The sequence below is a fragment of the Amycolatopsis plumensis genome (assembly GCF_042652605.1).
Lineage (GTDB): Bacteria > Actinomycetota > Actinomycetes > Mycobacteriales > Pseudonocardiaceae > Amycolatopsis > Amycolatopsis plumensis.
The window spans coordinates 7,987,948-8,009,692 of record NZ_JBHSJY010000001.1 but is presented as its reverse complement, the minus strand read 5'-3'; the positions used below and the strand labels follow the sequence as shown (position 1 = coordinate 8,009,692).

Sequence of the window (21,745 nt, the reverse complement as noted above, 5' to 3'; positions counted from 1 at the left end):
TGGTTTCGTCCGTTCCGGGAGTCGGTGGGGATGGGAGCAATTGTTCGCAGCACCCGGACGGACGGTCAATTTTGCGAGTTCGTGAAATAACTCGGCCGGTTCACGAGGCGCGCGGCCACCGCGTGAGAAGGGGACCGAGCGGGTCTTCGTAGAGCACGTCCAGGAGCACCGCGCCGCCGGCGGTGGCCAGCTCTCGACCCGGGAAGCTCGTGCCGACAACGGTTTCCGCCGATGCCGGGCCGCGGACCCGGTCACGAACCTCGTTCCGGATCGTGGGAAGGCAGTTCGGCACCCCGGCTACACTGCGGTCGACCACCACGAGCACGGCCGGGTTGAGGACGTCGAGCAGAAGGGCCGCCGCCTGGCCGATCAGCCGCGCGCGTTCGTCGAACATCCGCAGTGCCGCGGAATTGCCGTCGGTGGCGAGCGCGAGCAATTCCGAAAATTCCGGCTCGTCGAGCAATCCGTTTTCCACGGCTTTGCGGGCGAGTGTCGCTTCCGAAACGGCCGCCTCGAGACAGCCGGTGCGCCCGCAGCGGCACGGCTCGGTGCCGCCGTCGACCGGCAGGTGCGCGACACCGCCGGCGGCCGAGCGCGGCCCGTGGTGCACGCTGGCACCGGTGGCGAACGCGGCGTCGACGACGTTGCCGGTGAACAGCTGCACGACGCTGTCGCGGGCCCTCGGGTCCCCGAAAAGCCGTTCGGCGTGCACCAGGGCGCGCGCGTGCCCGTCGACCTCCACGGGCAGCCCGGTGCTGCCGGTCAGCAGGTCGCGGACGGGCACGTCCCGCCAGCCGAGCAGCGGGTGCTCGACCACGGTGCCGGACGCGCGGTCGACCCAGCCCCCGGTGGCGACGCCGAGACCGAGCGGCTCGCGGTCCGGGGCGTGCCCGAGCAGGAGGTCGTCGAAGATCTCGGCGGCGCGGGCCAGCAGGTCTTCGGCGGCCAGGCCGTCGTGGGGTTCTTCGTGCTGCACCAAGACGTTCCCGCGCAGGTCGAGCAGTGCGACGGTGGCGTGGTGCACGGCCAGGTGCAACGCGCCGGCGACGTGGCGTCCGGTGTCGAGGTCGACCGGGACGTGCGGCCGCCCGACGCTTTTGCGTGACTCGGCTTCGGGAAGTTCGCGCAGCAGCCCCAGCCTGGCGAGTTCGGCGGTGTGCCCGGTGACGGCGGCGGCGGACAGCCCGGTGCGGCGCGCGATGGTGCTGCGCGCGATCGGCCCGCCGTCGAGGACGGCCCGCAGCACGGCGCTCGCGCTGGCGCTGCGCCGGGCGCCGCGCGCGTCAGTCCTCTGTGGACTCTCCGCCCGGCTGGTCATCGCCCGATCGTGACAGACGGAGGGGCGGGGGCCCAGCGTGCCCAGGATGCGGGCTTGACGCATACCCATATGGGAATATGATGAGCTGCGTGGCACGAGCAGCGACGACGGCCGACACCTTCAACGCGGTCGCCGAACCCCGGCGACGGCAGATCCTCGACGTCCTGATGGACGGTGAACGCTCGGTCGGCGATCTCGTCGACCTGCTCGGCCTGGCCCAGCCGCAGGTGTCGAAGCACCTGCGGGTGCTGCGCGAAGTCGGCGCGGTGAACGTGCGCGGTGACGGCCGCCAGCGGCTCTACCGGCTCAACGGCGCCGCGCTCAAGCCCATCCACGACTGGGTCAAGCGCTACGAACGGACGTGGGCGGCGCGGTTCGACCTGATGGACGACGTCCTCGAAGAACTCAAGGAACAGGAGCACTGACGTGGAGATCACCACCCCCGCCGACGACCGGATCCTCATCACGCGCGAGTTCGACGCGCCGAGACACCTGGTCTACCGGGTGTGGACCACCCCGGAGCTGGTGAGCCGCTGGTGGAGCGGGCACCGCGGGACCACCACCGAGGTCGAGCTGGACCTGCGTCCCGGCGGTCGCTGGCGGTACGTGCTGAAGACCGGCGACGGCGCCGAGGTCGGCTTCCATGGCGAGTACCGCGAGATCGTGCCCGACGAGCGGATCGTCTACACCGAGGTGTTCGAGCTGCCGGGCGTCGACCCGGACGACGTGGACGGCCCGCTGAACACCGTCACCTTCACCGCGCTCGACGGCGACCGCGCGCGCCTGGAGCTGCTGACCGAGACCGGCAGCAGGGAACTGCGCGACACGATCCTGCAGTCCGGCATGGAGGTCGGCGCGCGAGAGCAGATGGAGCTCATCCAGGAGCTGGCGGACTCCCTGCGTTAGCCGCGCGCAGGAACCGCTCGCCCGTCTTCGCCAGCGCCTCGGCCAGCTCCGGCGCGTCGAGCACTTCGAAGTCCACCTCGAGCAGGCCCAGGTACAGCCCGAGCATCTGCGCGTGATCGGACCCGACCTCGGCCACGCAGACCTCCGGTCCCTCGGGCGTCACGTCGACCGCGATCGGCAGCCGGGCCCGCACGTACTCCACCGAGGCGTGCAGCCGTACCCGGGCGTGGAACCGCCAGGTCGCCGCGCCCGCGCTGCGCTGGACGAACTGTGCGGCATCGCCTTCCGGCGGCTCGCGCGGGGCGAAGCGCGGGCCGCTCGGCACCTTCGGCGTCATCCGGTCGACGCGGAAGGTGCGCCAGTCGTCGCGGGCGGTGTCCCAGGCGACCAGGTACCAGCGGCGCCCCCAGCTGACCAGCCGGTGGGGCTCGACGTCACGGCGGCTCGGCGTGCGCTGGTGGCTCGTGTAGTCGAAGCGCAGCCGTTCGCTCGCCCGGATCGCCGCCGCGATCGCCGTGAGCACGTCCGCGTCGACGGCCGGACCGGCGCCGGGCACCGCGACCGTCGCGGCCTGCAGCGCCCGCACCCGGTGCCGCAGCCGGGACGGCAGCACCTGCTCCAGTTTGGCCAGCGCGCGCACCGACGTCTCGCCGATGCCGGCCACGCCCGCCGCCGTCCGCAGCCCGACCGCGACGGCCACCGCTTCGTCGTCGTCCAGCAGCAACGGCGGCAGCTGCGCGCCCGCGCCCAGGCGGTAGCCGCCCTGGACACCCGGGGCGGCTTCGACCGGGTAGCCGAGCTCGCGCAGCTTGCCGATGTCGGTCCGGACGGTGCGCGCGGTGACGCCGAGCCGGTCGGCCAAGTCGGCGCCGGTCCAGTCACGCCGCGTTTCGAGCAGCGACAGCAGCCGCAGGAGGCGGGCGGAGGTCTGCAACATTCCTCGAGGATCGCACGAATCGCGGAAGGAAGGCTTCCGCAATGACTCATACCGTGCTGCTCATGACGAACGAAATCCGTCCCTTCCGCATCGACGTCCCGCAGGCCGAGCTCGACGACCTGCACCGGCGGCTCACCGACGCCCGGTTCGCCGTGCCCGTGCCCGGCGACGAACCCGACTGGTCCCGCGGCATCCCGACCGCCGAGGTCCAGGCGCTGGCCGAGTACTGGCGCGACGGCTTCGACTGGCGCGCCCAGGAAGCGGCGTTCAACGCGTTCCCGCAGTTCACGACCGAGATCGACGGCCAGACCCTCCACTTCCTGCACGTCCGCTCGGCGCAGGCCGACGCGGTGCCGCTGCTGCTCACCCACGGCTACCCGAGTTCGATCGCCGAATTCCTCGACGTCATCGGCCCGCTGACCGAGCCGGGTCCGGACGCCTTCCACGTCGTCGTCCCGTCGGTGCCCGGGTTCGGGTTCTCGACGCCGTTGAGCGGCCCCGGCTGGGAGCTGGCGCGCACGACCGACGCGTTCGCCGAGCTGATGACCCGGCTGGGTTACGACCGGTTCGCCGCGCAGGGCGGTGACCTGGGTGCCGGGGTCACCGGCCGGCTCGCGGCGGTGTACCCGGACCGCGTCATCGGCACCCACGTCAACAGCGACCGCGGCACGATCGCCCTGGCCGGCGAGCAGCTGCCGCTGCCGGACGGCCTCTCCGAGGCCGAGCAGTCCGAACTGGACGCCGCCCGCGCGGACTGGCAGGCAGGCCGCGGGTATCTCGACCTCCAGTCGCACAAGCCCGAGACGATCTCCGCCGCGCTCACCGACTCCCCGGTCGGGCAGCTGGCCTGGATCGCCGAGAAGTTCGAAGCGTGGAGCGGAGCCGGCGGCATCGATCGCGACCGGCTGCTGACCACCGTCAGTCTCTACTGGTTCACCCGCAGCGGCGCGAGTGCGGCCCGGTTCCTCTACGAGGCCGCCCACGCGGCGCACGGCTGGCTGGCGCCCTCGGACGTCCCGGCGGGCTGGGCGGTGTTCAACACCTCGCCGGTGGTCCGGCGGATCATGGATCCGGAGGAGAAGATCGCACACTGGTCGGACTTCACCGAGGGCGGCCACTTCGCGGCGATGGAGGAGCCCGAGCTGCTCGTCGCCGACATCCGCGCGTTCTTCCGCGGGCTGCGGCCGTGAACGTCCGCGCGCTGAACCGGGCCCTGCTCGCGCGGCAGCACCTCCTCGAGCGGTCGTCGCTGCCGGTCCCGGCGATGCTCGGGCACCTGGTCGGGATGCAGGGGCAGGCGCCGCTCGCGCCGTACGTCGGGTTGTGGACGCGGCTCGCCCGGTTCCGGCCGGAGGATCTCGCGTCCCTGCTCACCGGTCGCCAGGCCGTCCGCGGGCTGCTGATGCGGGGGACCGTCCACCTGGTCCTCGCCGAGGACGCGCGGGTGCTGCGGCCGCTGATCCAGCGCGTGGTGGCGAACGGCTACACCGGCCACTTCGGACGGCGCATCGGCGACGCCGACCTGGGCGCGGTGGCGCGCTTCGGCCGGGTGCTGCTGCACGAGCGGCCTCGCACCCGGCGACAGCTGCAGGACGCGTTGGCCGCGCGGTGGCCGGAGCACGACGCCGAAGCGCTGTCGTACGCGGTCAGCTACCTGGTGCCGACCGCGCAGGTGACACCTCGCGGCGTGTGGGGGTCGACCGGCCCGGCCACGCTGACCACCCTGGACGGCTGGCTCGGCGGTCCGCTGGATTGCCGTCCCTCCCTCGAGGACGTGGTGCGGCGGTACCTGCGGGCGTTCGGCCCGGCAACGATCGCCGACGTCCAGGCGTGGTCGGGGCTGACGAAGCTGCGCGAGGTCGTGGAGCCGATGGGCCTGCGGACATTCCGCGCGGAGACCGGTGAGGTGCTGTACGACGTCGACGACGGCGTGCTGCCGGACCCGGACACCCCGGCGCCGGCGCGGTTCCTGCCGGAGTACGACAACGTCCTGCTCTCGCACGCCGACCGGGCGCGGGTCCTCCCGCCCGGCCGGCGGGTCCCGTTGCCGCCCGGCAACGGCGCTTCCCGCGGAACGCTGCTGGTGGACGGCTTCTACCGCGCGGATTGGCGCCGGTCCGGAACGGTCCTGGAGGTGACACCGCACGGCCGGCTCACAGCGGGGGAGCGGGCGGAGATCGAGGCGGAGGGCGCCCGCCTGCTGCAGTTCCTCGGCGCGGGCGAGCAGTCTGCCGTGGCCCTCGTGAGTGGTAAGTAGGGTTCTAACCCGCTTTACCACTCACGAGGGCGGGGGGTGGGCCAGAATCGGCGGCGTGCAATTCGCCATTCTCGGGCCGGTCGAAGCCCGCCGTCCCGACGGGACCCCGGTTGCCCTCGGCGGCCCGCAGCTGCGGGGGCTGCTCGCCCTCCTCGCCCTCGACGCCGGGCGCGTCGTCAGCGCCGAACGGCTCATCGACGGCCTGCACGGCGAGCACCCGCCCGAGGGCGCCGCCGAAGCCCTCCAGTCCCAGGTCTCCCGGCTGCGGCGGCGCTTGCGGGACGGCGGTGCACCCGACGGCCTCGTCGAATTCACCCCCGCCGGCTACCGGCTGGCCGTCGACCCCGCCGACGTCGACGTCCACCGGTTCGAACGGCTCACCGCGCAGGCGCGGGAGACCGCCGAACCGGCGGTGCAGCTCAGGCTGTTCACCGAGGCCCTCGCACTCTGGCGTGGCCCCGCGCTCGACGGGCTCGCCGACCCGCCGCGCGCGGTCCGGCTCGCGGAGCTGCGGCTGGCCGCGACCGAGGACCGCGTCGAGGCGGGGCTCGCGCTCGGGCACCACGAGCGGCTCGTCGCCGAACTGCGGGAGCTCACCCGCGAACACCCGCTGCGCGAACGGCTCACCGCCCAGCTCGTGCGGGCGCTGCACGGCAGCGGCCGGTCCGCCGAAGCCCTCGCGGTCTTCGCCGGGATGCGGGAACGCCTCGCCGACGAACTCGGCGCCGATCCCTCGGCCGAGCTCGCCGACGCGCACGCCGCGGTCCTGCGGGCCGCGGCCCCCGCTCCGGCCCGCCGAGTGCCGGTGCCGCTGACCGGGTTCGTCGGCCGCACCGAACTCGACCGGCTCACCACGGCCCTGCGCGATCACCGGCTCGTCACGCTCACCGGACCGGGCGGCGCGGGCAAGACCCGGCTCGCCGTCGAAGCCGCGGCCCGGGCGGCGGGCGAAGTGTGTTTCGTCGAATTCGCGACGACCACCGACGTCCCGCGTGCCGTCCTCGCCGCGCTCGGCCTGCGGGAACAGGGCGTCCTGACGCCGGGCGCGGCCGCGGACCCGGCCGACCGCCTGGCCGCCGGGCTCGCCGACCGGCCGCTGCTGCTGGTCCTCGACAACTGCGAACACGTCGTCGCCGAAGCCGCGCGGCTGGTGCGGCGCCTGCTGGGGGAGGCCGCCGGCCTGCGCGTGCTGGCCACCAGCCGTGAAGCACTCGGCCTGACCGGCGAAACCCTGGTGCCGGTCGGCGCGCTGCCCGCCGAGGCCGCGGCGCGCCTGTTCACCGCCCGGGCCGCCGCCGTCGCCCCCGGCGCAGCACCCGACCCGGGCGCGGTCACCCGCATCTGCGCCGCCCTCGACGGCCTCCCGCTGGCCATCGAGCTCGCCGCGGCCCGGCTGCGGTCGTTGTCGGCGGACGACGTCGCCGCCCGGCTCGGCGACCGGTTCGGCCTGCTGTCCCGCGGCGACCGGACCGCCGAACCGCGGCACCGCACCCTGCGCGGCGTCGTCGAGTGGAGCTGGGACCTCCTCGACGCGGACGAACAGCTGCTGTCCGGCCGGTTCGCGGTGTTCGCCGGCGGCGCGCGGCCGGCCGCCGTCGAGCACGTCTGCGCGGTCTCCGACGCCGTGCTCACCGGTCTCGTCGAGAAGTCGTTCATCGAGTTCGACGGAACCAGGTACCGGATGCTGGAGACGATCCGCGCGTTCTGTGCCGAGCAGGGCGAAGACCGGCGTGCGGCGCACGCGCGGTACTTCCTGGACTTCGCGCGCGCCCGCGAACCGAAACTGCGCGGCGCGGACCAGCTGACGGCGCTGGCCGAGCTGACCGCCGAACACGCCGACCTGCACGCGGCCCTGCGCTGGAGCGCCACCGCGGAACCGGAAACCGCGCTGCGGCTCATCGCCGCGCTCTCGTGGTACTGGTGGCTGCGCGGCCTGCGCAGCGAGGCGACGCCGATCGCGGACGCCGTGCTCGCCGCCGTCGGCCCCGAACCGCCGCCGGGCCTGGCCGAGGAATTCGTCCTGTGCGTGATCCAGGCGTCGGACACCGACGTCGCGATCGAGCCGATCCTGCGGGAGCTCGACGGGCCGCTCGAGTACCCGTACCTCTTCCTGCTCTGGGCGTTTTCCCCGCGCACCAAGGCCGAAGACGGCGAGCGGCTGGCCGCGCTGATCGGCCCGGACGCGTGGTCCCGGGCGTTCGCGGGGATCGGCGACGGCCTCGGCGCCCAGTACCGCGGTCGGATCGCCGAAGCCGAAGGGCACTTTTCGGCGGCACTGGCCGCCTTCCGCACCTTGGGTGACCGCTGGGGCGAGGCGAGCGCGCTGGAGAAGCTCGCGGAGTTCGCGGACTGGCGGGGCGACCACGCGCGGTTCCGCGAGCTGATGGACGAGTCCGTCCGGCTGGCCGGCGAGCTCGGCGCGGCCGAAGACGCCGCCGACCTGCTGTGCCGCCGCGCCGACGGCGTCCTGCGGCAGGGCGACGCCGACGCCGCGAAGGCCGACTACGAAGCGGCCGCCGAGCAGGCGCGTGCCGCGGGAACACCGGTGACGCTGGCCCGGGCCCGCGGTGGGCTCGGCGAGATCGCGCGGCGCACGGGCGACTTGGCCACGGCCCGGCGCTGGTACACCTCGGCGCTCGCCCTGGCCGCCGACCCGGTGACCGGCGGCGAGACCCGCATCCGCGTCCACACCGGCTTCGGCTGGACGGCGGCCGCCGAGGGCCGGCTCGACGAAGCCACCGAGCTGCACCAGGAAGCGCTGGCCACGGCGCTGGAGCACGCGAACCTGCCCGGGGCGGCCCAGGCGATCGAAGGACTGGCCGGGGTGCTGGCCGGACGGGACGAGGACGAGCGGGCCGCGTTCCTGCTCGGCGTGGCGGTCGGGCTGCGCGGCGTGCCGGTCACCGGGGACGCCGACGTCGACGGCGTGGCGGACCGCGTCCGCGCGCGCCTCGGCGCCGCGGCTTACGCCGAGGCGTTCGACCGCGGCCGGGAAATGCCCCCGGAGCAGGCCGTCGAGGAGGCCGGTCAGCGGCGGTTCGCGCTCGGTTCGTGAGCGGTCAGCGGCCGCGCCGATCCTTCGGGGCATGACGAAGCACATCCTGATCTCCGGCGCCAGCGTCGCCGGCCCCGCCCTCGCCTGGTGGCTGCACCACCACGGCTTCCGGACCACCGTCGTCGAGCGCGCCCCCAGCCTGCGCGAAGGCGGCTACAAGGTCGACATCCGCGGCGTCGCGGTCGACGTCGTCCGCCGGATGGGCCTGCTGGAGCAGGTGCACGCGGCGAGCACCGACATGCGCGGCGCGGCCTTCGTGAACAAGCGCGGCAAGGAAGTCGCCACCCTCGACGCGGACACGTTCGGCTTCCGCCACGGCGACGACACCGAGATCCTGCGCGGCGACCTGGCCCGGATCCTCTACGACGCCACGCGATCGGACACCGAGTACCTCTTCGGCGACTGGATCACCGGGCTCGACGAGCGACCGGACGGCGTCGAGGTGACGTTCGCCCACGGCGCGCCCCGCCGCTTCGACCTGGTGGTGGGCGCCGACGGCCTGCACTCCGGCGTCCGTGCGCTGGCGTTCGGCCCGGAAGAGGACCACCTGCGCCGGTTCGACGCCTACATCTCGATCTCGACGGTGCCCAACCGCTTCGAGCTGGACCGCTGGGAACTGCTGCACTCGGCGGCGCCGGGCAAGATGGTCAACGTCTACAGCACCGCGCGGGCGGCCGACGCGAAGGCGGCGTTCTGGTTCACCGCACCTCCGCTGACCTACGACCGGCGCGACGTCGACAGCCAGAAGGAACTGGTGGCCGACCGGTTCGCCGGCCTGGGCTGGCAGATCCCGGCGCTGCTGGAGGCGATGCGCGCGGCGGACGACTTCTACTTCGACCCGGTGTGCCAGATCGTCATGGACCGCTGGTCGACCGGCCGCGTGACCCTGCTGGGCGACGCGGGCTACTGCCCGTCCCCGGCGTCGGGCCAGGGCACAAGCCTGGCCCTGGCGGGCGCGTACGTCTTGGCGGGCGAGCTGGCTTCGGACTTTTCGCAGGCACTGCCCCGGTACGAAGCCGCGATGCGGCCGTTCGTGGAGAAGAACCAGGCGCTGGCGAAGACGGCGTTGCGCGGCATCATCCCGCAGTCCCGGGCGTTCGCGTGGTTCAACACCCGGATGATCAAGCTGATGCCGCACCTGCCGGGCCGCAACCGCGTCCTCGAGCAGATGGCCCGCCCCATCCGGGAAGCGGCGAACGCCTTGGAACTGAAGGATTACGCCGCTACTTCAGCGGATCGTGGCCCCAGTTCATGAGCGAGTGCCGCCAGGTGGTGTCCTCGACGTCCCCGGACGGGCGCTGGGCCAGGTGGCGGTGGACGTACCCGACCACCTTCCGCATGTGCGCCAGGTCGTCCTCGCTCAGGTCGTCCTTCTTCTTCCGCAGGATCTCGACGATGCGCCGGCCGGACTTGTGCCCGATCGACTCGCTGTCCTTGTGCTGCCCGGCGGCTTTCGACTCGTCGCTCCCCAGCCAGTCTTCGAGCTGCTTGGCGGTCATGTTGACGCTGGTGCCGAACTCGCGGCGCGTTTCCTCGTCGTCCATCCGGGACGGGTACCCGCGCCGGGCGCGCAGCACGCAGGTCAGCATCGGAAGGGTGAATTCGCCGTCCGCGGTTTCCGGTTCCTGCGCCAGGAAAGCCCGGATGCGGCCGAGTGTGTCCGCTCGTTCCCGCGGTGGCATGACCAGCATCCCGGCCCGCGTGCCGAGGGTCGCCACCAGGGAATCGGCGGTGCGGCGCTGCCCGTGGGGGAACTCCGCCCGCTCCGGCGGACCGAACCAGGCCGTCCCGCGCAGGATCCCCCTTGTCACGGCACGCCAGCCGCCGGGCGTGTCCCGCGGCCCGATCACCGCGGGCCCGGCGACCCGCGCCAGCCCGGTCACCCAGCCGACCCGGTCGTCCACGACGTTCCACAGCCCGGCCAGGACGCCGCCGGGAGCCAGGACCCGGGCGATCTCGGGGCCCGCGACGGCCGGGTCGAACCAGTGCAGGGCGTTGCCGGCCAGGACCGCGTCGACGGACGCGTCCGGCAGCGGGATCGCCTCGGCGCTGCCCGGCCGGGCACGCACGTGCGGCAGCGACCGGCGCAGCTCGGCCAGCATCGCCGGGTCGGGCTCGACCGCGGTCACGCCGAACCCGAGCTCCACCAGCGTGGCGGTGAGCTTGCCGGTTCCGGCGCCGAGGTCGAGCACCCGCGGGCCGGGCGCGGGGCCGAGTGCCCAGCGCACCGCGGTGGCCGCGTAGTCCGGGCGGTGCGCGGCGTAGGCGGCCGCCTCCGCGCCGAACGACAGCCGCTCGTTCGGGTCCACCCGGTCACCGTAGTGGTGAGCGGGCGGATCCGGGGTACCCGCAGGTCATGACCCAAGAATTCAAGAAGGGTGACCGCGTCCGGTGGGACGCGGGCAACCAGAGCTCGGTCGGCACGGTCGAGGAGAAGATCACCCAGGACACCCACGCCGGCAAGCGGGACGTCAAAGCGTCGCCCGACAACCCCCAGTACCTGGTCAAGAGCGAGAAGTCCGGGAAGACCGCCGTGCACCACCCGGACAAGCTGCACAAGGCCTAACGCGCCGCGCGGACCTTCTCCGCGACCTCCGTCAGCTCCTCGCGCGATCGCACCCGCCAGTCCGCCCGCATCACGAACCCGTCGCCGGCGAACCGGGGGATTACGTGCAGGTGGACGTGGGGGATCTCCTGGCCCGCGGCCTTCCCGTCGGCCAGGAACAGGTTGATCGCCTCGCAGCGCAGGTCCGTGCGCCGCAACGCCGCCGCCAGCTCCTGGGCGATGGTGAACATCCGCGCGCCCGCCCCGGCCGGCAGCGAGGCCAGGTCCGCGTGGTGGGTCCGCGGCAGCACCAGCAGGTGTCCGGTGGTCACCGGGCGCAGGTCGGCGACCGCCACGAAGTCGTCGTCCTCGTGCACGAAAGCCGCGGGCGCCCGGCCGCTGCCGATCGCGCAGAAAACGCATTCTCCGGTCGAGGTGGTCGCCGGCATCCGGCGCAGCTCAGCCATGCGGGTGACTTTATCGGCCTCCGAGCCACTGGTGCAGGGCCCACCACGTCCGCACCGCATCGAGCACGCGGCCGCTGCTGTTCTCCGTCAGGGCGACCGGCGTGAGCTCGGCCAGCCGGTCGAGGCGGTAACGGACGGTGTTGGGGTGCAGGTGCAGTGCCTCGGCCGTGGGGCGGAGCCGCTGGCCGTGGTCGAGGTAGGCCAGCGCCGTCGCGGCCAGCTCGCGGTGGAACGTGTTGCCCGGGTCGAGCGCGCCGAGCAGGCCGGCGGTGAGCAGGCGCGCCAGCAGCGGCTGGGCCGTCAACGCGATTTCGCCCGCCAGCTCGGTGAGGTCGTGGCAGCCGGGCCCGGCGATCCGGGCCGCCGCCGTGCCGAGGCGGTGCACCTCGCGCAGCTCGGCCAGTGCCGCCGGGGGCGCGACGACCAGCCGGACGCCGTCGGCGAGCGCGACCCCGGCCGGCGGGCGGGCCGCCAGGCCGGTGAGCCGGCCCTCGACCAGCCCGTACACCCCGCCGAACTCCAGCAGCGCCTGTTCGAGCGTGCGCGCCCGCGCCGGGTCGCTGACGTCGGACACCACGCACGAGTACCGGCCTTCGGGACGCAGCCCGGCCTGCCGGAGCTCCTCCGGCGTGGGCGAGTCGCCGCCGAGCAGCAGGGTGCGCAGGAGCTGCGTCCGCGCGTCGCGCACCGTCCGCGACAGCTGCAGCTCGGCCGCGTGGTAGCCCTTGACGATGTGCCGCTCGAGCGCGCCGGTGTACCGCTCGGCTTCGAGGATGGTTTCGAGGATGACGTCGTCGGCCAGCCCCGCGGCCCGCGCGCGTTCGACGGCGAAGCGGGCCGCGAGGGTGCGGCCGGCCTGGACCCCGCGCAGCAGGTCGGCGAGCGGGACACCCTGCGCGGCCCGGTCGGCGCCCAGCGCCTCGGCGGTGGTGTAGTCCGTGGTGTCGGGGTTCGTCGTGGCGCGCAACGCGGCGGAGAGCAGGAACCGGACGTGCCGCCGGTTCTCGGCTTCGGGCAGCCGCGCGACCTCGGGCGACTGGCTGCGCGCCGCCTTCACCAGCTCGTCGACGACGGCGTCGTCCGCGGCCATCGCGTCCAGCACCTGCCGCAGCAGCGGTGAGGCCGGCACGGCACCCTCCCGTTGTGGCAGGGCCACAACACCGCGTCCGCGATGTTGGGCGAGCGGCCCTACCGGAGCGGCTCCGGTGGCCGGTTATCGTGACAATACCGGACAGTAACCCCGTTCCTCCGCGAAATCCATCGACCGAAGGTCACCGCACCTCTTCACTGCCGAAAGGTGTTCCCCGTGCGCAGTTCCCGTCGGAAACGGTCGTACCTCTCCCGCCTGGCCTTGCTCACCGCGTCCGTCGCCCTCCTGGCGACCGGCGCCGCGGTGCCGGCGACCGGCGCCGCGGCGGCCCTGCGGGAGGTGATGTTCGTCGGCAACAACTGGGAAGGCACGGCCGACGTCATCCAGTCCCGCGGCTCGTTCGCCAAGATCGGCCGGGTGAACATCATCCCCGACAAGGACCAGCGGCTCGCGGAGATCTACCTCAACCCGATCAAGCTGGCCTTCTTCCTCGGCATCCGCAACGGGCCGGGCGAGGGGCACGACCAGTTCGTCGACGACATGTACACCACGCCGGACGGCGGTTCGGTGGTGGCGTCGCGGCCGAGCTTCGCCGACGTCGTCTCGATCAATCTGACGACCGGCCGGATCAACTGGCGCTTCCCGGTGTCGGGTTTCCGCTCCGACCACATGGCGGTCTCGCCCGACGGCCGCCGCGTCGCCGTCTCCGCTTCGACGTCGAACACCGTGCACGTGCTGGACATCGTCACCGGCCAGCAGGTGGGCTCCTTCAGCACCGGCGACAAGCCGCACGAGAACGTGTTCACCGACGGCGGCCGGTACCTGTGGAACATGTCGATCGGCGAGGTCAACACCGACCTCGACGACCCGGGCTGGGACTTCACCAAGGGGGACCGGCGGATCACCGTGGTCGACGCGGCGACCTTCCGCCAGGTCAAGGTGATCGACATGCGCCAGCGCCTCGACGCCTTCGGCCGCAGCGACCTCTCGGACGCCGTGCGCCCGGTCGCCTTCACCCCGGACGAGTCCAAGCTGTACTTCCAGGTGTCGTTCTTCAACGGTTTCGCCGAGTACGACGTCGCCACCGACAAGATCACGCGGATCAAGGAACTGCCCAAGAACCCGGCCACCAGCGACGACCGCAAGACCTTCGTCAACGACTCGCGCCACCACGGCATGTCGATGAACCCGGCGGGCACCAAGCTCTGCATCGCCGGGACCATGGACGACTACGCGACGGTCGTCGACCGCGCGTCCCTGCAGCAGGGCACGCTGGTGCCCGCGGTGAAGCCGTACTGGGCGACGGTGAGCGGCGACGGCAAGGCCTGCGTGATTTCCGAGGCCGGCGCGGACCAGGTCACCGCCATCGACTTCGCGACCGGGCAGAAGCTCGTCTCGGTACCGGTCGGCGACCACCCCCAGCGGGTCCGCATCGGCCACGTGCCCGATGGCTGGACCGGCCCGTCCGCCTGACCCGGTCGTGAGTGGTAAGGCGGGTTCTAACCCAATGCCGCTTAGCTTAAGTTGATGTTGTGCTGGTCGGTGTGGTGCTTCTGGCGGTGTCGGTTGGCTGGTTAGTGTCGCTGCCGTGAGCGGGATTGGTGGCGGGTGGGCGGACTCGATGTCGGTGGGGGTGCTGGCCACGGCGGTGCCACGGGACGCGGTGGACACTGCGATCGCGGTGACCCGCCGGGGCGCGAAGCGCTCCGGCGGGAAACTGCCCCCGCACGTGATGGTGTACTACGCGATGGCGCTGTCGTTGTTCGCCGACGACGATTACGAAGAGGTCATGACCCGCCTCGCCGGCACGCTGGCCTCGTGGGGATGCTGGGATCCGGGCTGGGACATTCCCACCACAGGCGGGATCACCCAGGCCCGCCAGCGGCTGGGCGCCGAGCCGCTGGCGGAGGTGTTCGACACGGTCGCGGTCCCGGTAGCCGATGAGCTGACCCAGGGCGCGTTTCTGGGGCCATGGCGGCTGATGAGCATCGACGGATTCGAGTGGGACGCCCCCGACACCGACGCCAACGTCGCCGAGTTCGGGTATTCCGGCGGCACCGGCGAGAAAGCATCCGCGTTTGCAAAGGTTCGGGTACTGACCATCGCCGAGTGCGCCTCCCACGCAGTCGTGGCCACCCGGATCGGCGGGCGCGGGACCGGCGGGAAGCGCCAGGGCGAACAGACCCTGGCCCGCCGGCTCTGGCCCGCACTGGCCGAGGACTGGCTGCTGATCGCCGATTCCGGTTTCTACAGCTACCAGGACTGGAGCAAGGCGGCCGCCACCGGCGCGGCCCTGCTCTGGCGGCTGCCCGCCACGGTGAAGACCCCGAAGCTGATGGATCTGGACGACGGATCCTACCTGTCGGTACTGATCAACAAGACCGTGCGCAGCACCACCCGCCGCGCCGAGATCCTGCAGACCGCCCGCGACGGCGGTGACCTCGACCCCGCCGAGGCGACCGTGGTGCGCGTGATCGAGTACACCGTGCCCGACCGCGGACCCGACCCGGACGAGGTGATCCGCGTGATCACCACCATCGGCGATCCCGCCGACGCCCCGGCCGAGATACTCGCCCAGGCCTACCACCAGCGCTGGGAGCACGAGACCGGCAACGACCAGCTCAAAACCCACCTCCGCGGCCCCGGCCGGGTCCTGCGATCGAAAAGCCCGGACATGATCCGCCAGGAAATCTACGGCTACCTGCTCACCCACTACGCCATCAGCACACTGATCTGCCGAGCCGCCACCGAAGCCGACATCGACCCCGACCGGGTCAAATTCCTGCGCACCGTCCGCCTCGTTCGCCGCCAGACCACCTCCGGCCCGGCGGCCTTTTCCCCCTAACCAGCAGACCAGAACACTCACCACCGCCATCACCACCCGCCGTCACCTCAACCCGCAACGCCGGCACAGAACCTACCCACGCGTGGTCAAACGAGCCCGCCACACCGCATACCGGATTAAGAAACCCACCGACACCGGCACCCACCACAACGGACCCGCCACCATCACCCTCACCACCGCCGCATGATCAACACAAGCTAAGTGGCATTGGGTTCTAACCCGCCTTACCACTCACGACGCCCGGGGTCAGGAGACGGTGAAGGCCGCGGTCAGCCAGCCGCGGACTTCGTCGTCCACATCGGACACGGCGCGCAGGCTGAGCTTGTGCCCGACGCGCGGCCCGCTCGCCCAGCTCGCCGGGGCGATGCGGGCCGTTTCGATCGGCCGGGGCAGCCACAGGTACACCAGCACGTCCCGCGATCGCGGGCGCAGCTCGGCAAGCTTCCGGTCCCGCTTGAGGAACACCCCGACCTTGACGGCGTCCTCGTGGACGTCGCCGAGGGTGCGCAGGTGGTCGAGCACCGCTTCGTACACCGAGCGCTGCCACGGCGGCTTGCCCGCGAACGTCTCGTCCACCGTGCAGCCGGGGACGCAGGTGTGCCCCTGACCGGCCCGCGCGAACTCCCGGTCACAGCGGGGGCACGTCCACCGGGTCGGCATGCCGTCCAGGATGGCACTCACAGCGCGGCCGAGCCGAGCGCGGGGATGGTGGCGGCCGCGTGCACCAGCTGCCGGGCCGCCTCGCCCGCGGCCTTCCGCTGCGACGGCGGCAGCTTGTCCAGCAGCGCGCCGAGGGCGGCCTGCCGCCGCTCGAGCATCCGCGCCACGATTTCCTGGCCCGTCTCGGTCACCTCCAGCGTGACGACGCTGCGGTTGCCCGGGCTGCGGCCGCGGGCCACGTACCCGAGGGCCTCCAGCCGGTCGGCCAGACGCGTCACCGAAGACGCGTTGACGCCCATCGCCGCCGCCAGCTGTGAGCTCGGGACCCGCCCGAGGCGGTCGAGGATGAGCAGCAGCCGCGTCTGCGGGAAGGACACTTCGGGCGGGGCCGCGTGCGCGCATTCCCACGCGATCCCGACCAGCACCACGGTGAGGCCGTCGAGGGCGGCCACGTCCGGGTCGGCGCCCGGGGCCGCGTCTTCGAGGGGTTGCATGGCGCAATACTTGCCAATCGCAAGAGCATCGGTCAAGATGGACATCCCCGGCGCTCGCCGGCGGTGCCCGGCCGGATCGGCCGCACTCTTCTTTTCGCTGTCTTCGGCGTCCCTGTGGGCTGATTCCGTTGGCAGGCAACGAAAATTCTCCGGATTTTGCTGAACTTCCGCGTGACGGCGTCCGTGTACCCCGTACCAGAACTGTCGTCACAAGGAGGAACCATGCCGGATCACCGTGGCCTGACGGGCCGCGCCAAGGCCCGGACCGCGCTGGTCGTCGTGGCCACGCTCGCCGTCGTCGGCGTGGGCTCGGTCATGGTGCTGAACGCCAACGCCCAGACCACGCCCGGCTCGACGCAGGCGCAGGTCCCCGCCTACGGCCACGACATGGCCGGCATGCAGATGGGCTCGGACGGCGACGCCGCCGCCGGCGCCCCCGTCTCCGGGGCCGGGCCGGTCACCGAGCTCGACAAGACGTTCCTGGTCAAGGTGCGCCAGGCCGGTCTGTGGGAGATCCCCGCCGGCTCCCTGGCGCAAACCCACGCCAGCAGCGAACAGGTGAAGCGTGCGGGGCTGCACCTGCTCGACGGCCATTCGCGCCTCGACCAGCTCGTCCGCGAAGACGCCAAGATGCTCGGGGTGACACTGCCGGAGCAGGCCAGCGCCGAACAGCAGGGCTGGGTCCGGCAGCTGACCGCCGCACAGGGCCTGGAGTTCGACAAGCTGTTCGCGAACCTCCTCCGCTCCTCGCACGGCAAGATCTTCGCGACCATCGCCGAAGTCCGCGCCGGCACGCAGAACGACGTGATCCGGCGGCACGCGAAGCAGGCCAACCAGACCGTGATGGACCACATGGAGGTGCTCGAGGACACCGGCCTGGTCGACGCGAAAACGCTCGCCGACGTCGCCGCGGCGGTGAACCCGCCCGCGAAGTGACTCCGCACGCAGTGAATGACTCATTCCTGACTGGGCTTGACCCGGTTTTGCGGACACCTCTGATCAGGGGCGGGAGCTCCTGGAAGGGATGTCGCTCATCATGGATCGCATGGCGAAGAAGAAGCCTCGTGCCCGGCAGCGGCCTCGGCGGGTGTTCACCACCGAGTTCAAAGCCCAGATCGTCGGGCTGGTGCAACGCGGCGAGCGGACGGTGCCGGAGGTGGTCCGGGACTTCGAGCTGACCGACTCGGTGGTCCGGAAATGGATCATCCAGGCCGAGCGTGACGCCGGCACCCGCACCGACGGGCTGACCAGCGACGAGAAGGCCGAGCTCGCCGCGCTGCGGCGGGAGAACAAACGATTGCAGGAGGACGTGGAGATCCTGCGGCGAGCGACGGCTTTCTTCGCGAAGGAGACCCGGTGAACGTCTACCCGTTCATCGAGGCGGAGAACGCCAGCGGCGCAGGCACCGTCAAGCGTGCCTGCGCCCTGCTTGAGGTCTCCCGTGCCGCCTACTACGCCCACCGCAACCCCAGCCCGTCGGCACGTGACCGCGCCGACACCGTGCTGACCGAGAACATCATCCGGGTGCACGAGGAGTCCCGCGGCACCTACGGCGCACCCCGCATCCACGCCGAACTACACGCCCAGGGCCATCGGCATTCCCGCAAACGCATCGCCCGGCTGATGCGCCAGGCCGGCTTGGCCGGGCGGGCACCGAAGCGATGGCGGACCACCACCGTCGCCGACCCGGCCGCGCCGGGCCGCCCGGACCTGATCACCCGCGATTTCACCTGCCACCCCGAGAACATCAACACGCGGTGGTGCGGGGACATCACCTACATCCCCACCGGGGAGGGCTGGCTGTATCTGGCCACCGTGATCGACATCGCCTCCCGCAAGGTGGTCGGCTGGGCCACCGCCGATCACCTGCGCACCGACCTCATCGACCAAGCCCTGCGCACCGCACTCGCCCAGCGCCGCCCCGACCCCGCAGTGATCTTCCACTCCGACCGCGGCTGCCAGTACACCTCAGCCCAGTTCGCCCGCACCGCCGCCCAGGGCGGAGTCCGGCTCTCGGTCGGACGCACAGGCCAATGCTGGGACAACGCAGTTGCCGAGTCGTTCTTCGCCACCATCAAAACCGAACTGCTCAACCGCCGCCCCTGGCCCACCAAAACCCAGGCCCACCAGGCCATCTTCAGCTACATCGAAGGCTGGTACAACACCCGCCGCCGACACTCCAGCCTCGGCTACCGCAGCCCCACCGCCTACGAAGCAACAGCCCGGCCAGCTACCACACCTGCGCTAGCCTGACCCCACTCATCAACCCTGTCCGCCCAAACGGGGCAAGCCCATGACTTGCGAGGCCAGGAATGAGTCATTCACTGCACCGCGCGGCCCGGTGGCGGTTACCGGGCCGGCGGCACGATGCCGTACTCGTGGATCTTGCGGTAGATCGTCGCCCGCGAGATGCCCAGCAGCTTCGCCGCCCTGACCTTGTTGCCGTCCGCGTCCTCCAGGCAGCGCACGATGGCGTCCCGCTCGATCGACTCGAAGCGGTTCAGCGGCCGCCGGGTCACCGCGTGGAACTCCGCCGGCAGGTCGCCCGGGCGGATGGTGCCCGCCCGGCGGCGCTGAGCCACCTTGCGCAGCACCTGGTGGAGCTGCCCGGTGTTGCCCGGCCACTCCGCCCGCATCAGCAGGTGCAGCGCCGCGGCCGAACACGTGAGCCTGCCGCCGTAGCCGAGCTTGCTCAGCACCAGCGGGACGAGCTCCGCGAGGTCTTCGACGTGGTGGCGCAGCGGCGGCACCCGCACCGTCCGGGGGAAGAACTTCAGCAGCTCGGCCAGCGCCGGCTCGGTTTCGGCCTCCGGCACGAGGGTGACGACGACCCAAGGTGCTCCGGGGTCCTCGCGCAGGGTCCGCAGCACCGCCGCCAGCGCGGCGGCCGCCGGCGCCGTCAGCCGGTCGGCGTGGCGGATCACCAGCGTGCGGATCGGGGCTTCGGCGTGCTCGCGCGGCAAGGCGGACCACTCCGCGCCGAGGGCGGCGTCGACGGTCAGCAGCCGGGCCGCCGGGTGATGACGCTGGTGGAGGCCCTTCGCCAGGGTCAGCTTGCCGGTTCCGGGCTCGCCTTCGAGCGCGACCCACTCGCCGCGCTGGTGGCCGGAGTCGAGGTCGTGCGCGCACCGCAGCCACAGCGGCGCCGAGCCGACGACGCCCGGCAGGTACAGCGGCAGCAGGGCGCCCAGCAGGACGCCTTCGCGATGACCCGGCGGGCCGGGTCGCACTTCGTCATCGGCTACGGCTCGAACATCGAGATCCCGACGATCGACATCATCTCCACCGAACGCAACATCATCGGCAACCTGGTGGGCACCTACAACGACCTCGTCGAGCTGATGGTGCTGGCCCAGGCCGGGAAGGTCACCCTGCACACGAAGAAATACCCCCTGGACGCGGCCCTCGACGCACTGGCCGACCTCGACGCCGGGCGCGTGCGCGGCCGGGCCATCCTCACCCCCTAGGAGCGCCTCATGGCGAAGGAACTGCGGTTCGGCCCGGACGCCCGCGACCTGCTGCTGGCGGGGGTGGACAAGCTGGCCGAAGCGGTCAAGTCCACGCTGGGTCCCAAGGGCCGCAACGTGATCATCGAGAAGATCACCGGGTCGCCGGTGGTCACCAACGACGGCGTCACCATCGCGCGCGAGATCCACCTGAAGAACCAGTTCGAGAACATGGGCGCGCAGCTGGTCAAGGAAGCGGCGATCAAGACCAACGACGTCGTCGGCGACGGCACCACCACGGCCACCGTGCTGGCCCAGGCGATCGTCCGCGAAGGCATGCGGGCCATCGCGGACGGCGGCAACCCGGTGCTGGTCAAGCGCGGCATCGACCACGCCGTGGGGCTGCTGGTGGCGCACCTGGAGAAGCAGGCGCACCCGGTGGTGTCCGAACAGGACTACGCACGGGTGGCGGCGATCTCGGCCAACGACGACGACGCCGTCGGCGCGGTCATCGCCAAGGCCCTGCACACGGTCGGCGACGGCGGTGTGGTGACGGTCGAGGAGTCGCCGTCGATCGGGATGAGCGTCGAGTTCGTCGAAGGGTTCGAGTTCGACAACGGCTACCTTTCGCCGTACCTGGTCACCGACCCCGGCCGGCTGGAAGCGGTGCTCGACGACCCGTACATCCTGATGTGCGCGGAGAAGATCACCAAGGTGCAGCAGCTGATGCCGTTGCTGGACAAGGTGATGCGGAACCCGCGGCCGCTGGTCGTGATCGGCGAGACGGTCGAGGGCACGGCGCTGTCGATGCTGGTGCACAACCACATGAACGGCACCTTCCAGTCGGTCGCGGTCCGCGCGCCGGGCTTCGGCGACCGGCGGCTGCACAAGCTGGAGGACCTCGCGGCCATCGTCGGCGGCGCGGTGCTCTCGCGGCAGTCCGGGTTCACGATGGAAACCATGACGCTGGAGCACCTCGGCCGCGCCAAGCAGGTCCGGGTCACCGAGAACCGCACGACCGTCGTGGGCGGCGCGGGATCCTCGGAGGCCGTGGACTTCCGGGTCGGCCAGCTGCGGGCGGAGCTGGAGCGCGCGCAGTTCGGCGTCGACGAGGACGTCCTGACCGAGCGGATCGGCGCGTTGACCGGCAAGGTCGCGGTGGTCCGGGTCGGCGCAGCCACCCCGGCCGAGCTGAAGGAGCTGCAGCACCGGGTCGAGGACGCCCTGTCGGCGACCCGGGCGGCCATGGCCGAGGGCATCGTGGCCGGCGGGGGAGCGGCGCTCCTGCACGCCGAGAAGGCCCTGGAAGGCCTCGGCTTGGACGGTGACCAGGCCATCGGTGTCGAGATCGTCCGGCGGGCCCTGGCCGAACCGGCGTTCCTGATCGCGCACAACGCGGGCCACCCGGCGCACGAGATCGTCGCGCGGACCAGGGAGCTGGGCGACGACGAGGGCTTCGACGCCCTGCACGACCGCTACGGGGACATGATCGCCCTCGGCGTCGTCGACCCGCTGCGGGTGTGCCGGTCCGCGGTGCAGAACGGCGCGTCGGTGGCGGGTCTGCTGCTCACGACGAACTCGCTGATCGCCGAGGAACAAACCCCGTGGGGCGGCAGCCCGGCCCTGATGACCGAATTCGGCCCGCTGGACGAAGGCCTGCACCAGCCGTCCCCCGACGCGAGCACGCCGCAGTCGCTCGGGATGGGCCCCTCCGTCGGCTGAGCT

The 21,745-nt window shown here is 72.1% G+C and carries 21 protein-coding genes and 2 pseudogenes; 14 read left to right on the top strand and 9 right to left on the bottom strand.

Going from position 1 to position 21,745, the window contains the following annotated elements:
- Positions 1–100: 100 nt before the first annotated feature.
- Positions 101–1,318 (bottom strand): ROK family transcriptional regulator, encoded by a 1,218-nt coding sequence (locus ACFPLC_RS38670; RefSeq protein ID WP_378206905.1) that lies wholly within the window; start codon positions 1,316–1,318, stop codon positions 101–103.
- 89 nt (positions 1,319–1,407) lie between these two features.
- Between ACFPLC_RS38670 and ACFPLC_RS38665 the strand changes: the two genes are divergently transcribed.
- Positions 1,408–1,743: an ArsR/SmtB family transcription factor gene (locus tag ACFPLC_RS38665; RefSeq protein WP_378206902.1), complete on the top strand. Its 336-nt coding sequence runs from the start codon at positions 1,408–1,410 to the stop codon at positions 1,741–1,743.
- Position 1,744: 1 nt separating this feature from the next.
- Positions 1,745–2,224 carry an SRPBCC family protein gene (locus ACFPLC_RS38660; RefSeq protein WP_378206899.1) on the top strand — a complete coding sequence of 160 codons (480 nt, stop codon included), beginning with the start codon at positions 1,745–1,747 and terminating at the stop codon, positions 2,222–2,224.
- Here the strand turns inward: ACFPLC_RS38660 and ACFPLC_RS38655 are convergent.
- Positions 2,193–3,161: a helix-turn-helix transcriptional regulator gene (locus ACFPLC_RS38655; protein ID WP_378206896.1), complete on the bottom strand. Its 969-nt coding sequence runs from the start codon at positions 3,159–3,161 to the stop codon at positions 2,193–2,195. The genes ACFPLC_RS38660 and ACFPLC_RS38655 overlap by 32 nt on opposite strands.
- A 62-nt stretch (positions 3,162–3,223) precedes the next feature.
- Here ACFPLC_RS38655 and ACFPLC_RS38650 point away from each other — a divergent pair, with 62 nt between their 5' ends.
- Genes ACFPLC_RS38650 through ACFPLC_RS38635 form a run of 4 tightly spaced genes read left to right on the top strand, consistent with a single transcriptional unit; the run spans position 3,224 to position 9,728 of the window.
- A complete protein-coding gene (locus ACFPLC_RS38650; RefSeq protein WP_378206893.1) occupies positions 3,224–4,351 on the top strand; it encodes an epoxide hydrolase family protein in 1,128 nt (375 codons plus the stop codon).
- Entirely contained in the window at positions 4,348–5,418 is a 1,071-nt protein-coding gene (locus ACFPLC_RS38645) for a winged helix DNA-binding domain-containing protein (RefSeq protein WP_378206890.1), read from the top strand. Before ACFPLC_RS38650 ends, ACFPLC_RS38645 begins: the two co-directional genes overlap by 4 nt.
- 55 nt (positions 5,419–5,473) lie before the next feature.
- Entirely contained in the window at positions 5,474–8,473 is a 3,000-nt protein-coding gene (locus tag ACFPLC_RS38640) for an ATP-binding protein (protein WP_378206887.1), read from the top strand.
- Positions 8,474–8,504: 31 nt separating this feature from the next.
- Entirely contained in the window at positions 8,505–9,728 is a 1,224-nt protein-coding gene (locus ACFPLC_RS38635; RefSeq protein WP_378206884.1) for an FAD-dependent monooxygenase, read from the top strand.
- Here ACFPLC_RS38635 and ACFPLC_RS38630 read toward each other — a convergent pair.
- Positions 9,697–10,017, bottom strand: coding sequence for a DUF3140 domain-containing protein (locus ACFPLC_RS38630; protein ID WP_378206978.1), 321 nt, complete (start codon positions 10,015–10,017; stop codon positions 9,697–9,699). The two genes, ACFPLC_RS38635 and ACFPLC_RS38630, sit on opposite strands and share 32 nt — an antisense overlap.
- Positions 10,018–10,404: 387 nt before the next feature.
- Positions 10,405–10,665 (bottom strand): annotated as a pseudogene (locus tag ACFPLC_RS38625) (class I SAM-dependent methyltransferase); the annotation flags it as partial.
- 164 nt (positions 10,666–10,829) lie between these two features.
- On the opposite strand from ACFPLC_RS38625, the gene ACFPLC_RS38620 reads away from it, so the two are divergent.
- On the top strand, positions 10,830–11,039 hold the full coding sequence (locus ACFPLC_RS38620; protein WP_191309165.1) for a hypervirulence associated TUDOR domain-containing protein: 210 nt from the start codon (positions 10,830–10,832) through the stop codon (positions 11,037–11,039).
- On the opposite strand, the gene ACFPLC_RS38615 is transcribed toward ACFPLC_RS38620, so the two are convergent.
- Together ACFPLC_RS38615 and ACFPLC_RS38610 are read right to left on the bottom strand one after the other, a co-directional pair.
- Positions 11,036–11,485 carry an HIT family protein gene (locus tag ACFPLC_RS38615; protein WP_378206881.1) on the bottom strand — a complete coding sequence of 150 codons (450 nt, stop codon included), beginning with the start codon at positions 11,483–11,485 and terminating at the stop codon, positions 11,036–11,038. The genes ACFPLC_RS38620 and ACFPLC_RS38615 overlap by 4 nt on opposite strands.
- Positions 11,486–11,495: 10 nt before the next feature.
- Positions 11,496–12,614: a helix-turn-helix domain-containing protein gene (locus tag ACFPLC_RS38610; protein WP_378206878.1), complete on the bottom strand. Its 1,119-nt coding sequence runs from the start codon at positions 12,612–12,614 to the stop codon at positions 11,496–11,498.
- Positions 12,615–12,791: 177 nt separating this feature from the next.
- Here ACFPLC_RS38610 and ACFPLC_RS38605 point away from each other — a divergent pair, with 177 nt between their 5' ends.
- Both ACFPLC_RS38605 and ACFPLC_RS38600 read left to right on the top strand, forming a co-directional pair.
- Entirely contained in the window at positions 12,792–14,048 is a 1,257-nt protein-coding gene (locus ACFPLC_RS38605) for a YncE family protein (protein ID WP_446681658.1), read from the top strand.
- Positions 14,049–14,163: 115 nt separating this feature from the next.
- Entirely contained in the window at positions 14,164–15,420 is a 1,257-nt protein-coding gene (locus ACFPLC_RS38600; protein ID WP_378235794.1) for an IS4 family transposase, read from the top strand.
- Between the two features lie 246 nt (positions 15,421–15,666).
- On the opposite strand, the gene ACFPLC_RS38595 is transcribed toward ACFPLC_RS38600, so the two are convergent.
- Both ACFPLC_RS38595 and ACFPLC_RS38590 read right to left on the bottom strand, forming a co-directional pair.
- Entirely contained in the window at positions 15,667–16,080 is a 414-nt protein-coding gene (locus ACFPLC_RS38595) for a DUF5655 domain-containing protein (RefSeq protein WP_378208282.1), read from the bottom strand.
- Between the two features lie 17 nt (positions 16,081–16,097).
- Entirely contained in the window at positions 16,098–16,574 is a 477-nt protein-coding gene (locus ACFPLC_RS38590; RefSeq protein ID WP_378208280.1) for a MarR family winged helix-turn-helix transcriptional regulator, read from the bottom strand.
- A 222-nt stretch (positions 16,575–16,796) separates the two neighbouring features.
- Here ACFPLC_RS38590 and ACFPLC_RS38585 point away from each other — a divergent pair, with 222 nt between their 5' ends.
- The 3 genes from ACFPLC_RS38585 to ACFPLC_RS38575 all read left to right on the top strand — a co-directional run bounded on the left by ACFPLC_RS38585 (position 16,797) and on the right by ACFPLC_RS38575 (position 18,827).
- Entirely contained in the window at positions 16,797–17,510 is a 714-nt protein-coding gene (locus ACFPLC_RS38585; protein WP_378208277.1) for a DUF4142 domain-containing protein, read from the top strand.
- Positions 17,511–17,619: 109 nt separating this feature from the next.
- A complete protein-coding gene (locus tag ACFPLC_RS38580) occupies positions 17,620–17,934 on the top strand; it encodes a transposase (protein WP_378236076.1) in 315 nt (104 codons plus the stop codon).
- Positions 17,931–18,827 (top strand): IS3 family transposase, encoded by an 897-nt coding sequence (locus tag ACFPLC_RS38575; protein ID WP_378208308.1) that lies wholly within the window; start codon positions 17,931–17,933, stop codon positions 18,825–18,827. The genes ACFPLC_RS38580 and ACFPLC_RS38575 overlap by 4 nt, the downstream gene beginning before the upstream one ends.
- A 95-nt stretch (positions 18,828–18,922) precedes the next feature.
- On the opposite strand, the gene ACFPLC_RS38570 is transcribed toward ACFPLC_RS38575, so the two are convergent.
- Positions 18,923–19,324 (bottom strand): helix-turn-helix domain-containing protein, encoded by a 402-nt coding sequence (locus tag ACFPLC_RS38570; protein ID WP_446681646.1) that lies wholly within the window; start codon positions 19,322–19,324, stop codon positions 18,923–18,925.
- 426 nt (positions 19,325–19,750) lie between these two features.
- On the opposite strand from ACFPLC_RS38570, the pseudogene ACFPLC_RS38565 reads away from it, so the two are divergent.
- Both ACFPLC_RS38565 and groL read left to right on the top strand, forming a co-directional pair.
- Positions 19,751–20,041, top strand: a pseudogene (locus ACFPLC_RS38565) (zinc-binding dehydrogenase); the annotation flags it as partial.
- Between the two features lie 9 nt (positions 20,042–20,050).
- Positions 20,051–21,742 carry a chaperonin GroEL gene (groL, locus tag ACFPLC_RS38560; protein WP_378199511.1) on the top strand — a complete coding sequence of 564 codons (1,692 nt, stop codon included), beginning with the start codon at positions 20,051–20,053 and terminating at the stop codon, positions 21,740–21,742.
- The last annotated feature ends 3 nt before the right edge of the window (positions 21,743–21,745 follow it).

Bases quoted from the DNA above. Each gene is read 5' to 3' on its own strand.
- ACFPLC_RS38630 (WP_378206978.1), bottom strand. From the start codon at position 10,017: ATGGACGACGAGGAAACGCGCCGCGAGTTCGGCACCAGCGTCAACATG.
- ACFPLC_RS38580 (WP_378236076.1), top strand. From the start codon at position 17,620: ATGGCGAAGAAGAAGCCTCGTGCCCGGCAGCGGCCTCGGCGGGTGTTC.
- ACFPLC_RS38655 (WP_378206896.1), bottom strand. From the start codon at position 3,161: ATGTTGCAGACCTCCGCCCGCCTCCTGCGGCTGCTGTCGCTGCTCGAA.
- ACFPLC_RS38670 (WP_378206905.1), bottom strand. From the start codon at position 1,318: ATGACCAGCCGGGCGGAGAGTCCACAGAGGACTGACGCGCGCGGCGCC.
- ACFPLC_RS38620 (WP_191309165.1), top strand. From the start codon at position 10,830: ATGACCCAAGAATTCAAGAAGGGTGACCGCGTCCGGTGGGACGCGGGC.
- ACFPLC_RS38590 (WP_378208280.1), bottom strand. From the start codon at position 16,574: ATGCAACCCCTCGAAGACGCGGCCCCGGGCGCCGACCCGGACGTGGCC.
- ACFPLC_RS38650 (WP_378206893.1), top strand. From the start codon at position 3,224: ATGACGAACGAAATCCGTCCCTTCCGCATCGACGTCCCGCAGGCCGAG.
- groL (WP_378199511.1), top strand. From the start codon at position 20,051: ATGGCGAAGGAACTGCGGTTCGGCCCGGACGCCCGCGACCTGCTGCTG.
- ACFPLC_RS38595 (WP_378208282.1), bottom strand. From the start codon at position 16,080: ATGCCGACCCGGTGGACGTGCCCCCGCTGTGACCGGGAGTTCGCGCGG.
- ACFPLC_RS38585 (WP_378208277.1), top strand. From the start codon at position 16,797: ATGCCGGATCACCGTGGCCTGACGGGCCGCGCCAAGGCCCGGACCGCG.
- ACFPLC_RS38615 (WP_378206881.1), bottom strand. From the start codon at position 11,485: ATGGCTGAGCTGCGCCGGATGCCGGCGACCACCTCGACCGGAGAATGC.
- ACFPLC_RS38635 (WP_378206884.1), top strand. From the start codon at position 8,505: ATGACGAAGCACATCCTGATCTCCGGCGCCAGCGTCGCCGGCCCCGCC.